Source organism: Funiculus sociatus GB2-C1, assembly GCF_039962115.1.
GTDB lineage: Bacteria > Cyanobacteriota > Cyanobacteriia > Cyanobacteriales > FACHB-T130 > Funiculus > Funiculus sociatus.
In genome coordinates this window covers 20197-34574 of the sequence record NZ_JAMPKJ010000038.1, presented here as the reverse complement: position 1 = coordinate 34574, position 14378 = coordinate 20197, and the positions used below count along the sequence as shown (strand labels likewise).

Annotated in this window: 9 protein-coding genes; 5 read left to right on the top strand and 4 right to left on the bottom strand. The window is 45.9% G+C overall.

The window, feature by feature from the left end; genetic code table 11:
• The first annotated feature begins 206 nt into the window (after positions 1-206).
• Together NDI42_RS17710 and NDI42_RS17705 are read left to right on the top strand one after the other, a co-directional pair.
• Positions 207-542: a carbon dioxide-concentrating mechanism protein CcmK gene (locus tag NDI42_RS17710; protein WP_190458623.1), complete on the top strand. Its 336-nt coding sequence runs from the start codon at positions 207-209 to the stop codon at positions 540-542.
• Positions 543-892: 350 nt separating this feature from the next.
• Complete coding sequence (locus tag NDI42_RS17705; RefSeq protein ID WP_190458621.1) at positions 893-1633, top strand: TIGR04283 family arsenosugar biosynthesis glycosyltransferase; 741 nt, start codon at positions 893-895, stop codon at positions 1631-1633.
• Positions 1634-1787: 154 nt separating this feature from the next.
• Here the strand turns inward: NDI42_RS17705 and NDI42_RS17700 are convergent, their stop codons facing one another.
• The 4 genes from NDI42_RS17700 to NDI42_RS17685 are packed head-to-tail and all read right to left on the bottom strand — an operon-like array spanning position 1788 to position 6688.
• The gene (locus NDI42_RS17700) at positions 1788-2621 is read right to left on the bottom strand and encodes a DUF928 domain-containing protein (protein ID WP_190458618.1); all 834 of its coding nucleotides are present in this window, start codon (positions 2619-2621) and stop codon (positions 1788-1790) included.
• 2 nt (positions 2622-2623) lie between these two features.
• A complete protein-coding gene (locus NDI42_RS17695; RefSeq protein ID WP_242017794.1) occupies positions 2624-4990 on the bottom strand; it encodes a CHASE2 domain-containing protein in 2367 nt (788 codons plus the stop codon).
• Positions 4991-5022: 32 nt separating this feature from the next.
• The gene (locus NDI42_RS17690; protein ID WP_190458616.1) at positions 5023-5997 is read right to left on the bottom strand and encodes a DUF1822 family protein; all 975 of its coding nucleotides are present in this window, start codon (positions 5995-5997) and stop codon (positions 5023-5025) included.
• A 40-nt stretch (positions 5998-6037) separates the two neighbouring features.
• A complete protein-coding gene (locus NDI42_RS17685; RefSeq protein ID WP_190458614.1) occupies positions 6038-6688 on the bottom strand; it encodes a sigma-70 family RNA polymerase sigma factor in 651 nt (216 codons plus the stop codon).
• A 284-nt stretch (positions 6689-6972) separates the two neighbouring features.
• Here NDI42_RS17685 and NDI42_RS17680 point away from each other — a divergent pair, with 284 nt between their 5' ends.
• The 3 genes from NDI42_RS17680 to NDI42_RS17670 all read left to right on the top strand — a co-directional run bounded on the left by NDI42_RS17680 (position 6973) and on the right by NDI42_RS17670 (position 14309).
• The gene (locus NDI42_RS17680; protein WP_190458612.1) at positions 6973-11979 is read left to right on the top strand and encodes an eCIS core domain-containing protein; all 5007 of its coding nucleotides are present in this window, start codon (positions 6973-6975) and stop codon (positions 11977-11979) included.
• Positions 11980-12012: 33 nt separating this feature from the next.
• Positions 12013-13128, top strand: a complete 1116-nt coding sequence (locus NDI42_RS17675) for a WG repeat-containing protein (protein ID WP_190458610.1) — start codon at positions 12013-12015, stop codon at positions 13126-13128.
• 68 nt (positions 13129-13196) lie between these two features.
• Positions 13197-14309, top strand: a complete 1113-nt coding sequence (locus tag NDI42_RS17670; RefSeq protein ID WP_190458608.1) for a type III secretion system chaperone family protein — start codon at positions 13197-13199, stop codon at positions 14307-14309.
• The last annotated feature ends 69 nt before the right edge of the window (positions 14310-14378 follow it).

Below are 14378 nucleotides of genomic sequence, written 5' to 3'. Positions count from 1 at the left end.
ATCTGCTGGTGTTGGTATCTTTTAAACTTAACCCGCCCCCCGCTACGTGCAGGGCTTGAAATTAGGCTAGGCAATGCCCACAAAATGCTAGTCAAAAGGCTGGAAAGCAAAGAAAGTGGGCATTTCCGTCAAAAGGTGTAGCGAAAATTCGTACAATTAATACTTACGCCAGATAACTTCATTAATTCATAGTTAGGAGATTGCCAATGCCACAGGCAGTTGGATCGATAGAAACCAAAGGTTTTCCTGCTGTACTAGCAGCGGCAGATGCAATGGTTAAAGCTGGACGAGTCACCCTAGTTGGCTATATAAGAGTCGGTAGCGCTCGCTTTACAGTCAACATTCGCGGGGATGTTTCTGAGGTGAAAACCTCTATGGAGGCTGGTATTGCGGCAATAGAGAAGGTTTATGGTGGGGCGCTGGAATCCTGGGTGATTATTCCCCGTCCCCATGAAAACGTCGAATGCGTTTTGCCCATCGCCTACACCGAAGAAGTTCAAGAGTACCGAGACGCTGTTGAACAGCCGATAATCCGCAGGTAGAAAAATTGTAGGTTAGGTTTTTCCTCGTTTTTCCTCGTTCCCAGTCTCTGGCTGGGAATGCTTGTTTTTGTTAGCGAAGCGGCGCGTAAGCGCGGTGTCTCAATTTGAGAGCTTTCTTATTCATTGAGGCAAAAGAACCTCCCAATAAGCATCCCAGTCAGAAACTGGGAGGAGAAAGTGAAAGCTACACGACGAAAAAGTGAGAGTGCAGTTTCTTTTTCGTAGTCACCCGCCGACTGAGGAGCGGATTCGTCGTCTGGTAGAATTGGCTCAACAAAGACGGCAAGCGAATGCGATCGCAGCTGTATAACTTTGAAAGTCTCAGTAAAATTATTCTTTCCGGCTAGGTAATGTCTCGCGTCTCGATTATTATTCCTACTCTGAATGAGGCGAAGTGTCTAGAACGCACTTTGCGCCAGTTGAGTGTATTGGAACCGACTGCAAAGGAAGTGCTGATAGTCGATGGCGGGAGTGAAGATGAGACAGTTGCGATCGCGCATCGCTTCAGTTCATCTACAATACGTGTCATCTCATCCGACACACGCGGGCGTTCGGTGCAGATGAACCAAGGCGCAGCAGCAGCAACGGGGGATATTCTTTGCTTTCTACACGCAGATACCTCTGTACCAGATGATCTGGTAGCAGTAATTGAACAAACTTTAGCAGACAAAACTGTTGCTGGCGGTGGGTTTATTTCCCTGATGACAGGCGAACAAACAACACGTTGGGGAGTTTCCCTGCACAATTACCTTAAAACTTACTACGCGCCGCTCATTTTTCGACCGCATTTGTTTTTTAAAGGGTTGCGATTATTATTTGGCGATCAGGTGATGTTTTGTCGTCACGCTGATTTTTTAGAATCTGGTGGGTTTGATCCTGCCATACCCATTTTAGAGGAAGCTGACTTGTGCCTGAAGCTGGTGCAACGCGGCAAAATTCGTCAAGTAAACCGAGTTGTGCAAAGTAGCGATCGCCGCGTGGCAAAATGGGGATCGCTCAAGGCTACAGCTATATATCTTTATATCGGCTTTCTCTGGGGATTTGGTGTTTCTGGAACATACCTGAAGAAATTCTATGAGGATATTCGGTAATTTAAGGAGGCTGGGGACTGGGGGCTAGGGACTGGGGACTAGGGGCTGGGGGCTAGGGACTGGGGACTAGGAACTGGCTAAGATTCTTCCCAATCCCGAATCCCGAATCCCCAATTCCCAATTCCCAATCCCGAATCCCCAATCCCCAATCCCTTCAATTTGGCGTACAACATTGAATGATGGGTTCTTTAGCGATCGCATTTAAACCAATAGCCTTAAATAGATTTTCCCAATCAGTAGTGAGTTTGGCATCTTGGGGATTAGCACTGCGGAGTTGGGCGAGTATATCTAGCGCATCATGCCAAATGCCATTAGCAGCATAAAGCGCCGCGCGATCGCGTGGCGTACTTTGCTGTAACTCAGTTGCCATCTCAGGAGGTGCAATCCTTTGAATAAACCCATCAACATAGACAGATTCCTCCGCATCACTAGAAATTGCGAAGAACCAATGGTACATTTTGCCAATTTCTAAAGGTGCTGCATTCGCCGGAAGACGAAATTGTACCAAACCGGGTTGGGCTTGGGAGACGCTGAAAGTGGTTTTGTAAATTTCTTTACCCGGATGCTCTTTACCCTGATATTCCTGTAACACAAACGTTATCGGGCGATCGCCACTTAAGGCAAAAGGAACGTAAAACCACAAAGCGGGATATTCAGCAACTGTTAATGCTAAAACAGATTTCTCATTTGAAAGTCTAGCTTGGTTTCCGGCTATTCGAGCCGCCAAAGTTTCCTCTGTAACAGGCACCAAGGCAGTCAGAGATAGTCTGTCGCCGCCACGAGTTCCCCCACCTCGCGGTCGTCCTTTGGGTGCATCTCGCTGTCCTTCTGGTGGTACTGTGGGCGGGACAAAGCGCACTGCTGAAATCAATGATCTTACCGGAGGTTGTGCTGGTGAGTGCGTAATGTAGAAGGTATTACTGACGAGAAAAAGAGCAAATGCGCTCGTCAGTATTAGTTTTTGGCGGGGTAATTGTAAGCGATTCATGACTAAAATTTAGATGTATTTTGCTGTTGTCGAGTTTTAGATGTTGTGTATGCCACACTTGCACTCGTTGCAACCAAGGCTAAGGCTGGGGGAACGAGTGGCAACCAACAAGTGGTTTCTACCAACAAAGCAAAGCATAATCCGCATAAACACGCGATCGCGATTGCGATCGCGATCGCCAAATTTAGTCCCAACCTTATACGCCAAGCCAGCACTCCACCAATTGCAGACCAACCCCAGATCCACAAAACTTCACCCCAGTGGGGCAAAACCCATAATAGAGTTCGCTTATCTAGAACAGCGCTGAGGATTTGACTCACCATCTGCGCGTGAACCAGCACTCCCGGCATTTTCCCCTCATACCACTGACCTGTACTATAGGGTGTTGCCCATTCATCAGGAAAACTTTGGGCGGTAGTACCGATTAGCACGATTCGATCTTTGACTGAATTGGGATCTATCTGACCTTTAAGGACATCTGTAAGCGTGACTTGTTTGGCAATATCTTGGGGGGAGCGGTGCGAGCGATAATTAAGTAGCACTTGATGCCCCCAAGCATCTACTTGTTGGTAGCCGCCAGTATGGGGTTCTAAGGGCTTGAAAACAACATTGCCGATCTGTAAGTTTCCTTTTGGGGTGAATTTAGGCGATATCCCTTCTGCGTCTAGGTAACGGAATGCTAATTGTACGCTTAAAGCGTAGGGTGTAGTACACGGCGATGCCGGATCTGCACTCATAATTAATAGATGGCGACGGACAACGCCATCATCGTCAACTATAAAGTCACTAAAACCTAAGCGTTCTTGGGGAATTTCCGGCGGAGGTTTAATTCCAAAGTTAGCAACTTCTGGCGCACTAACTTTGCAAATTGCTATCAAGCGCTCGTTTTTCTCCAAACGAGTTGCTAAATCTTTCTGAGTTGAATCTACAGGAAAATCGCGATAAATATCTAAGCCAATTGCTCGTGGTTGATACTCGGATAGTTTTTGCAAAAGTTTATTGAGTGCGACATCCGATAGGGAAGAACCACGTCTTTTTGCTGGATCTTGAGCTTGAATATCTGCTTCCGTAACTGTGACTACTAACAGGCGCGGATCTGATTTTTCTTGTGGTTGCAGCCGCAGTATTTGGTCATAAGCTTTTAGTTCTAGTTTCTGAAGTATTCCCAAATACCGAATTCCCATTATGGATAAGGTTACTACCATGCTGGTAAGAAACGCTGCACGGAGGTTTATTAAGATTTGGGAATTCGGTTTAACAGATTTGTTTTGACCGCACAGTTCTTCCCAAGTAGGAGGCACAAAAGCAGGATTTTGACAAATTAGCGGCAACCAGGTAGCGCAAGGAAATTTTGCCTCTAGTCCTTGCAATCTTTCCCGTGCTTCCCGAACGGCTAAATAGAATGATTCACCACGGGCAAAGGCTTCTATAAAAGATTTCAAAAATTCTTGTGCTACTAAGTCTGGCACTGGTTCCCGCATTACAATAATTTGCGGAATTTGCAATGATGCCAGATTTCGTGCTAATCCTAATCCATCACAAGAATTGAATATAGCAATTTTTAAGCCACTATAAGCAGCTTTTTTCAAGGCATATTTTAGTTGGTCAATTGTCAAACTATCAGTTTGATTAATATACATTCGACCTGTTTCCCCATCGCCTTGACTGCAACTATGTCCGGCGAAAAAGAGAATGTCCCAGCCTTGTTTCCAAAGCTGTTCGGTTAGTTCTTCGGGTTGCGGTTCTACAAGAAAGGTAATTTGAACGTTGGGTATATGTTCTAATAATCTGCGATCTGCCTGGGTATTAATTCCAGCACTATTACCGATAATTGCTAAGATTCTGACTCCGTTTTTGGGTGGCGATTGGTGTTCTACACGTTCGTAGGCGGGCGCACTTAAGGCAATTTCTGCTTTGGGATAGCGATCGCATAAATCCCAGAGATGCCACGGTAATCTCCGCAAGCATAAGTCTTCAGTTTGAACAATCACCCGTACTTTGTCGGAGGGCATCAATTGTTCTAACAGTTTCTCTCTAATCTCGCGAAATGACTCGGAATTCAGCCAAAGATTCAAGCGGAGGCGCAACACATTTGCCGCCAGAGTGCAGTCCTCAATCTTGGAAACATTGGTCAGTTGTCCGGGTTTGGCTTCTAACCTATAATTAGCTCCCAAGCGACGATAAGCTAATCTCCAGATATTGTAATGTTGGGGAATTTCTGGTGCTGGAGGTAGTTTGCCGATGATTTCGGTAAATGGGCGAGATCCGTCGTCTCCAATCTGCAATGTGACTGGAAATCCATTATCAAAGCTACCATCCCCTAACTTAAGGACAACTAACTTGCTCATTGCTAATTGTTCATTTTTCATTGCTAATGGCTAATGAAGAATTAGCCATTAAGCTAAATAACAAAATTTTCCTCTTGCGTCGCATCACCCAGAGCTACCTTAATGCTAAACCTTTCGCCCAGTTCTCCGCTAAACTCTAATTGGATGTAATTATCGGCACTTCTAGCTTCTGCTTCTAAGAAAATTGCTTTAGATTCATCGAGTATCAGCAGTTGCACTGATGGCGGTAGATAAATTGAAGAGCCAGCAGGATGCAACTGGACGAGGATATCATATCTCCCTTCGGATTCTGGACTGAGTTCTAGAACTAACGCGATCGCATTCCCCGCTAACTGCATCCCCAAGTCAATCATCTTAGCTCGTCTAATGCCAGTATCTAGATCGTCTTGGGTAGTTACTGCAATCTCCCTGCTTCTAAAACTAAAGGCTAAACTCGATTGTTGTGGGTGTAAGACAGATTCCACCGTTTCCCAACCTGCATCAATAACATTCTGAAGCCACTGGTTCAATTTCACCATCTTGCCAGAAGCAGGTGCGGCGGAGGGTTGCGTTAGTTGACTCAAGCGATCAATTAAATCTTCCACTGGTCGGAGTTGGCTAACAGGTAACTCCTCTACATCTGCGGTTTCGGTAAATCCCAGCACAGATGCTGAGTGCAATGATTCATCTATCTCAACTACTACATAGCCAATTCGGTCTGACCAAACTTCGGGGGGAATATCGCAAGTAAGCGATCGCATTGATAAAGGACGACATTCCAAGCGACCTACCCCTGTCACGTCTAAATCTGCCACATCAGCGCACATTCGGACAACTGGGTTCCAACTATCACTGGCTGTTGGATCGCAAGAAATCCCCATCATTTGTAAGTAGTCATTTACCACACACACAGCAAGCGTGTTCAAACGAACTTGCTTTGCTTTATCAGGTGTTGGCATAGAATTAGCAAACTGCTGCGCTGTTCTACGTGCTGCTTGGGTTATAGGCAGAGGTAGAGCAAATTCTCTCTCATTAGTGGTGTAACTCATAATATTATTTGCTGATGTAACTCATATTTGTAACCCTCCTTCATATATATCCCTCCGATTCGCCAAATTTACGCAACCGAGGAATGCACTGGCGTTGGTAAAAACTACTCAATGTCGAAACTGGTAGACCAAATTCTGCTGAAAGCTTTTTCCAGCTTGCTTCTGGGGGCAAACGCCGCAATATTAAGATTTGGACAGTAATTTTAGGATAACCTTCTATGCAAATGCGGCGCAGTTCGCCTGTGGGATCTGCCTCTGCCCATGTTCTTACATCGTCCAGCATGGGAGGAACATCTGGATCGGCTTCCAAGATGTCTACCGGGTCAATAATATCGTTAGTTTCGCCGGATCTGGCTGATTTTATCTGACCCGGAGCTGTTCTGGCTTGCTGCTTTTGAGTATCTATGTAAAAATCTTGCAGTCGCCGCTTTAGATAGGTATTTAGCCAAGTGACGACACTGCCCTTGCTGGGGTCATAAACTTGCCCTGTAGTTGCTTCGCAGATATTGTGGCAAAAATATACCCATGTTTGTTGCAGAGCATCTTCATAGTAAGGTGTATGTTCTTTCCAAAGCTTTTTTGTAGCTAGGCGAATGACTTTCGTTAAGTTTTTCTGGCGTTCTGGGCTACCTGGAGGATGTTCACAGGCTTGTTTGGCCAAGGTTCGCAGCTGTTCGTCTAGTCCATCCATAGAGCGATCGCTCCTGCGGTTGATATATCACCGATTTAGTTGGGAAACTCATTAATTTTAGACAATGGGTGTTGCGTTTCTTTTTGTTTATTAAAAAGTTGACAGCTTAAAACTTGTGTTATTCTTCCACAATCCTCTGAAAAATATATCCTTATAGAGATGCCAAAAGTTTTTTAAGTAGTGAAAGTGGTGAAAGGCGGAAAGGGGATCTACCAAAGGGAAGAGAAAACAATACTTGGATGTAATATTGGCGCGATCGCGTCAGTACATCAAAAACAAAACCCATGAGTGAAATAGCGCCACCCCAGAGCAAAGCTGCATCAACAACACTTCCCCCTGCCAGGGAGGTGCAGCCTGAGTTGATGCGATCGCGCCCGTTTGCAGAGGAAACCACACAGACGACAGCATCATCGGGTGTCGCCACAGTACAGCAGTCGCCCGACCCGCCACCACCACCAGACTTATCCCAACTGGAGACAGAAAGACGCTGCGGTTTTGACTTCAACCGGGTGAAGGTATCCGGCGCGCCGCCCGTTGTGCAGCCGAAACTGGTTATTGGCAAACCGGGGGATAAATACGAGCAGGAAGCTGACTCTATGGCAGCGCAAGTGATGGCAATGCCGGAACCTGCTGTCCCACAGGTACAAAGCAAGCTTTTCGGGAATGTTAGCGATCGCAACATTCAGCGTTCCTCCCAGACACAAGCGGCGTTTCCTGAACCAAACGCCTTAATTAAAAGATTCACCGCTCCCGATAAACGCCAGCAGCAGCAACAACCGATTCAAACCAATTCCTTGCTGCAACGGTCAATAGCTGCCAGCAATGACGCGAGCCGCCACTTAGAAAGCCGTCTGTCCAGTAGTAAAGGTGGAGGTAGCCCGTTATCGGAGGAAGTGCGATCGTTTATGGAGCCGCGCTTTGGAGCTGATTTTAGTTCTGTGCGGACGCATACCGATAGCAATGCTATCCAGATGAATAAGGAGCTAGGGGCGCAGGCATTTGCTCACGGTAGCAATATTTACTTTGCCGAAGGGAAATCTCCTGGTAAGGATGAGTTGACGGCGCATGAGTTGACTCACACTATTCAGCAGGGTGGTGGGCTTCCGGTTAAGACTTTCAGCAACCAGCCGCACAAGGGAAACAAACTGCAAGCCAAAGTAGACTTCAGCCAACCATCGATACATCTGAAGGAGAATCGGCAAGAACAACCAGTAGGTAAAGAAGCCGAACCAGCACCGCAGGCTGCCCCTTCCTCACCTATGGCTGATGTAACACTAGCAGGGCAACAGGCTAAGAGCATTGCAATACCAGCTAAGACTATCGAGAAACCACTAGGTGGCGGTGCTGGTGCGCCATCGATACCAGCCGGAAGTAGTGAGGGCGGCGTTGCTGTGACCTCGCCAGAGGGTATCAAGCAAGCAGTTTCAGACGGTGGAGCGATCGCGAGTTCGGGCATGAATGGGGCGAGTTCTACCACTTCCAGCGAGGGCGGCGCTGCTGTAGCCTCGCCAGAGGGTATCAAGCAAGCAGCTTCAGACGGTGGAGCGATCGCGAGTTCGGGCATGGATGGGGGGAGTTCTGCAACTTCCAGTGAGGGCGGTGCTGCTGTGGCCTCACCAGAGGGTATCAAGCAAGCAGCTTCAGACGGTGGAGCGATCGCGAGTTCGGGCATGGATGGGGGGAGTTTTGCCACTTCCACTGAGGGCGGCGCTGCTGTGACCTCGCCAGAGGGAATCAAGCAACCAGTTTCAGACGGTGAAGCGATACCAGCCGGAAGTAGTGAGGGTGGCGGCGGTGCTGTGGCCTCGCCAGAGGGTATCAAGCAAGCAGTTTCAGACGGTGGAGCGATCGCGAGTGAGGGCATGGATGGGGGGAGTTCTGCCACTTCCCCCGAAAACGACCCTGGCTTTAAGGCAGTCACCAATCGCACCAAGAGTGTCGCACAACAGCAAAAACAGCATCAGCCAGCCGGGGCTAAATCAGCAGAGGCGCAAGCTGCTGCCGTACCTCCAGGTAACGAAGTAGAAAGCGAAGCACAGGACAAGCAGGTTCAGGAGATGAACCTGGAGCAGCCAGGTCAATTTAACGCTGCTACGTTCAAAGCAGCGCTAATGGAAAAAATTGCTGCTGTTACTCCCCAAACTCTGGAAGAAGCCGACAACTTCAAAAACAACAATAAAATCGACTCTGTAAAAGGTGAATTGTCGTCGAAGGTGACAGAGGAGAAGAAGCAAGCTTCTAGCCCCATCGAAGAGAAAGTCAAGGAACAGCCCGACACTAGCGGTATCGCGCCCAAACCCGTCACGCCACTAACACCCGAAAAGGCGGGTAGCCCACCGTCTGATATTGGCGCAGAAAAGGCTGCACCCAAGCCTAAGCCTGCATCAGAGGTGTCTTTGCAAGAGGGTAGTCAATCGCTCGACCAGCAGATGATTGAGGCGAATGTCACTGAAGAACAACTGGCTTCGTCAAATGAGTCACAATTCCAGGGGGCATTAAAAGCCAAGCAGGATGCCCAAACTAACGCTGTTACAGCGCCCCAAGAATATCGCCAGCAGGAGCAGGGAATACTGAAGCAGGCGCAAGCTGAGGCACAGACGACAGCGCAAACGCAGCTGCAAGGAATGCACGGTAGCAAAGAGCAGGCTTTGGCTCAGGTGCTTGGCTCTCAAGGTGAAACCAAAACAAAGGAGGAGCAGGAACGGGCTAACGTTGCCACCAAGATTAATGGTTTCTACCAAACAACTAAGTCAGAAGTCGAAACCATTCTCAACAATTTGGACAATGAGGTCATCGGTAAATTCGATGCGGGTGCAGCTGCTGCTAAGCAAAAGTTTGAGACTTTCGTGGCCCCCTACATGGAAGACTACAAGGAACGGTACGACGGCTTGTTTGGGGCTGGACGTTGGATAAAAGATAAATTGCTTGGTGTGCCGTCGGAGGTAACGGCCTTCTTCAAAGAAGGGCGGGAATTGTATCTCGCAGAGATGGACAAAACCATCAACGAGATTGCCAACCATGTTGCAACGCAGTTAAACCTGGCTAAACAGAAAATCGCTGACGGCAAGCTGCAAATTCAGGATTACGTCGCCAAACTGCCGGAAAATCTCAGGCAAGTGGGGCAGGAAGCGGCGCAGGACATTCAAAGTAAGTTTGATGAGCTAGAGAGTAGTGTCGATAACAAGCAGAATGAGTTGGTTGATTCTTTGGCACAGAAGTACAACGAGAATCTCCAACAACTCGATGCCCAGCTAGCAGAGATGAAGGCATCCAATCGCACTTGGATGGACAAAGCGCTCGATGCTGTGGGTGGAGTGATTAAGACCATCGCGGAGTTGAAGAACCTGCTGATGGGTGTCTTGGCGAAAGCGGCGGGTGCGATTGAGAACATTATCAAAGACCCGATTGGTTTCTTGGGGAATCTAGTTTCTGGGCTGAAGCAAGGTTTTGAGAACTTCATGGGTAATATCCTGGAGCATCTCAAGAAGGGTATGCTGGGCTGGCTGACGGGCGCGATCGCTGGGGCGGGCATTACGATGCCAGAAAGCTTAGACATGAAGGGCATCTTTAGCCTGGTGACGCAGGTTCTGGGGACGGTCTATGAGAATATCCGGCCACGAGCTGTGAAGAGAATGGGAGAGAAGGCCGTCAACTTCGTGGAAGCAAACTTCGAGATGTTCGTAATCTTGAAAAACGAAGGAATTGCGGGCCTGTGGCAGTTCATTCAAGATCAGATTGGCGACCTGAAGGTGATGGTGATTGATAACATCCAGAACTTTGTTGTGGATGGGATTATCAAGGGTGGGGTGATGTGGATTCTGAGTTTGTTGAACCCGGCTAGTGCGTTTGTTAAAGCGTGCAAGGCGATTTATGACATCATCATGTTCTTCATTGAGCGTGGCAGTCAGATTGCCGAGTTGGTGAATGCGGTGATGGAGTCGGTGACGGCGATCGCTAGTGGTGCTGTGGGTGGTGCGGCGAAGTTAGTAGAGAATGCTCTATCTAAGGCACTGCCCGTAGTAATCAGCTTTATGGCAAGTCTGTTGGGCTTGGGCGGTATTAGTGAGAAGATTCAGGCGATCGTTCAGAAGGTGCGCCAGCCGATTGAGAAGGCGATCGATTGGGTGATTGCTCAGGCGGTGAAGTTTGCTAAGAAGATTGGCGGTAAGCTTGGGTTTGGCAAGGATAAGAGGGACAAGAAAGGCAAGGAAGAGGAAGGGCAGGAAGGGGAGATTAAGGCGGCGGATAGCAAGAAGCATGAGGCTATTGCCAATAAGATTTATGAGGAACTAAAACTCGACGAAGAAACATCAGAGGGATTCAATCAATACTTCAAGTCGAAACAAAAACAAGCGAAAAAACTCAAAAAATACTATTCAAGTCAGCTCAAGAAAGGCATTAAGTTAACTATTGAGATAGAAAAAATAAAACAAACCAATAAGCAGGAGTCAGGATTAAAGCTTCACGTACTAATCAAGCCTAATGATACTGAAAAAGATTATGAAATTTTTCATAAAGAAGGAGAACTTGATACTCCCATTGATAATCTGATAGAACGGGCTTTAGAAGCGGTTAGCGATAAATTTTATAAAGGCAAAAGTGAGGAAGATGAAGAGAGTGATCCTCTACCTAGAGGAATCCAAAGAACAATTGCCAGTATTCAAAGAGATTATGGACGTGCGACTACAGACAAAAACAATGCGATTGAAGTAGGAGGTAATAAATTCTTTGTAGATCAAGATCCAGTTCGTAATAATTATGTCTATCCTTATAATGCAGCAGAAGCTGCTACGATTACTAAAAAAGATGGAAAAATAACTACTGATAAAGAAGTTAAGGGATATGAATATAGTAAATTTAATCTGACTGTGGGCAGCTTATTAAATTTATTAAGAAATATTCATGAAAGCCGGACTACTCCAGCGAATAATACAGCTATGCTAGTAGCATCTCTAGTAGCAGAACCCTTCAGGTACAGCCCATCCCATATCACTAATTTGATTGCGCTTAATAATCCGGCTAATGCTAGCCAGCCTGCTTTTAACATTATGGCTATGACCACGGGTGGTACAGATCCACGCAGTTCAAAAAATGTCGAGAAAGATCCAAATAAAAAGGGGACAGTACCTAAAAAGGTTAGAGAACGGCAGATTTCTATTGTAAAAAATGATAGTGAATTATATGAAAGAATAGAAAGTTACTATAATACTAACAAGTCTAAGAAGAACGAAAATCAAATCATTCAAAAATTCAGGAATATTATCCAGGATTACCTAAATCAAATCCAATAAAACCACACCTTTTTTTGTAAAATAAATAAGACTATGCTTTATCCAGTAGTCAAAGACCTAAAATATGGATTTATTAATTCAGACGGAGAATTGATAGTAGAACCTATTTATGATCTTGTAGGACGCTTCTCTGAAGATCGCTGCATAGTGGAAATATCTACAGACATCGAATCCAGCATCCAAAAGTATATCAACTCCGATGGTCAAGAAATTATATCTCCAACTAGGCTCCAAGGGTATATCAACTCCAGCGGTCAAGAAATTATTCCTTTAAGGCATACTCCATTCTGTTCATCTTTCAGTGAGGGACTTGCCCAGTATGCGGATATCAGTGAAAAAGTTGGCTTTATCGACCAAGCGGGAGAATTTAAAATTTCGCCTCAATTTAACATAGACTACGAGGGAGAAGTCAGCTTAGGATTTAGCGAAGGAGTAGCTGCTGTTGCGACGGAAGAGGGATGGACTTACATCAATAAAGAGGGAGAAGAACTGTTTGACGTTCGATTTGAAACAGCAAAACGCTTCCAAGAGGGGTATGCCTTGGTTAGTCAGCTCCTGAAAGCATCTCAAACAGAAAGTTTCTTCTTTATTGATAAAAATGGTCAACGGCTAGAAACAGTACCCTGTAAAATTAATGCCAACACTCATGGATTTAGAAACGGACTCTGTCCGGTTATTCTTCCTACAGAAGTCCACGAAGCTGAAGATAACCGAATAGGTTTTATCAAAACAAATGGAGACCTCGCCTTTGAAGAAAGATTTGCCTATTCTTCGGGTTTTCATGAAGGTTTATGCATTGTCAAGAAAACGGGTTCTAACTTTGGGGTCATCAATACGAAAGGAGAATGGGTAATTGAACCATTGTACGAGGAGATCGGCTCATTTAATTATGGAATTGCTCCTTTTCGACAAAATAAAAAATGGGGGTTGTTAACCTCTCAAGGAGAGGTGATACTCTCTCCCGAATTTTTATTTATTGATAGCTTCGTGGGATATCTTCCACCTCCGGATCATTATCACAACCATGAGATTCGGAAACTTACTACAGCGATGATTGCAGGGCAGGGAAAAAAAAGAAAAGGCGCAAAACAAGTTTACATTAATCGAGCAGGAGAGATTGTGAGTCCATTTGATATTTCTCCTAGCTGAAACATCACGGTTGTAAAGGAACGATTGTAAAGGAGTTCGATTGCCAGAGATTAAGATTCTACTAGCTTATGACGACAAATACAGAAAAATATCAACTGAACAACGAACTAACTTTACGTGCTAGCACTATTACGCCCCTCACCCTTCATGCGATCGCCCTTTCCCTAACCAAACAAGACGACCAACTCATCGAGTGTCGTTTCACCTTAATAGTCAACCCAGAACTCTACCAACGCATCGACACTGAGGCACTATTTAATCTTAAGCCGGAAGTACGCGGCTCTTTCTCTGCTGGAAAATTCCAACCCGAACTAGATATCAAAATTGAAATTAGTTTAAAACCCGATTCACTACCGCATCTAGTAGAACACGCCGCAGATGCTAACGAAGTGGCAAACTATATCCTAAATCTTAGCGGGGAACAGCCAGACCACCCGCTACTATATACCGAGAATTGGTTGGGGTTATCTGTTAAGCAGCAACAGGAATCAGGCGAAACTGGCTACAGTACATTCTGGGCTTATATTAATCCATCTGCTCTGGCAAATGGTGAAACTTCCAGCGAAGAAATTGGGAATGCGATCGCTAACTTCTTCAAAGAGTGGACAGAAGCCAATCTGTCGGAAATGACTCAAAATGCCACGAGTGACATCCTTGAGGGAATTGTCGATTTCTTCCAAGAAATGGCTGATGTTACTATAGATGCGATCGCCCAAGTTGCAACTTCTAGCGGAGAAATCTTTGAGGAAATGGTCAATTTCTTCAAAGAGGATGAATGGCCTTTTTACCAGATTAAAGGAGAGCCAGTTTTACAGATGGCTTTCCAAGGTGAAAATGGCAAATTGACTTGCTACGCCAAGGTAAGAGAGAAACAAGAGCAATTTGTTTTTTACTCAGTTTGCCCAGTAAACGCCCCAGAAAACAAGCGAATGGCGATCGCAGAGTTCATCACTAGAGCAAATTCTGGCACGATAGTTGGCAACTTTGAGCTAGACTTTGCCGATGGGGAAATTCGCTACAAAACAAGTATAGATGTTGAAGGCGATCGCCTCACTTCAGCACTAATCAAACAGATGGTTTATGCCAACGTGACGATGATGGATGAATACCTGCCAGGGATTATGTCTGTTATCTATAGTGATGTATCGCCAGCGGATGCGATCGCGCAAATAGAAGAGTAAAGACTTATACCATTTCGGATTTTGGATTTTGAAAGACTTGCCTATAGGCAGTTTCAACAATTCAAATGT

What these genes read in the sequence shown, in the direction of transcription:
- NDI42_RS17710 (WP_190458623.1), top strand. Translation starts at nt 207, where the DNA reads ATGCCACAGGCAGTTGGATCGATAGAAACCAAAGGTTTTCCTGCTGTA.
- NDI42_RS17705 (WP_190458621.1), top strand. Translation starts at nt 893, where the DNA reads ATGTCTCGCGTCTCGATTATTATTCCTACTCTGAATGAGGCGAAGTGT.
- NDI42_RS17700 (WP_190458618.1), bottom strand. Translation starts at nt 2,621, where the DNA reads ATGAATCGCTTACAATTACCCCGCCAAAAACTAATACTGACGAGCGCA.
- NDI42_RS17695 (WP_242017794.1), bottom strand. Translation starts at nt 4,990, where the DNA reads ATGAAAAATGAACAATTAGCAATGAGCAAGTTAGTTGTCCTTAAGTTA.
- NDI42_RS17690 (WP_190458616.1), bottom strand. Translation starts at nt 5,997, where the DNA reads ATGAGTTACACCACTAATGAGAGAGAATTTGCTCTACCTCTGCCTATA.
- NDI42_RS17685 (WP_190458614.1), bottom strand. Translation starts at nt 6,688, where the DNA reads ATGGATGGACTAGACGAACAGCTGCGAACCTTGGCCAAACAAGCCTGT.
- NDI42_RS17680 (WP_190458612.1), top strand. Translation starts at nt 6,973, where the DNA reads ATGAGTGAAATAGCGCCACCCCAGAGCAAAGCTGCATCAACAACACTT.
- NDI42_RS17675 (WP_190458610.1), top strand. Translation starts at nt 12,013, where the DNA reads ATGCTTTATCCAGTAGTCAAAGACCTAAAATATGGATTTATTAATTCA.
- NDI42_RS17670 (WP_190458608.1), top strand. Translation starts at nt 13,197, where the DNA reads ATGACGACAAATACAGAAAAATATCAACTGAACAACGAACTAACTTTA.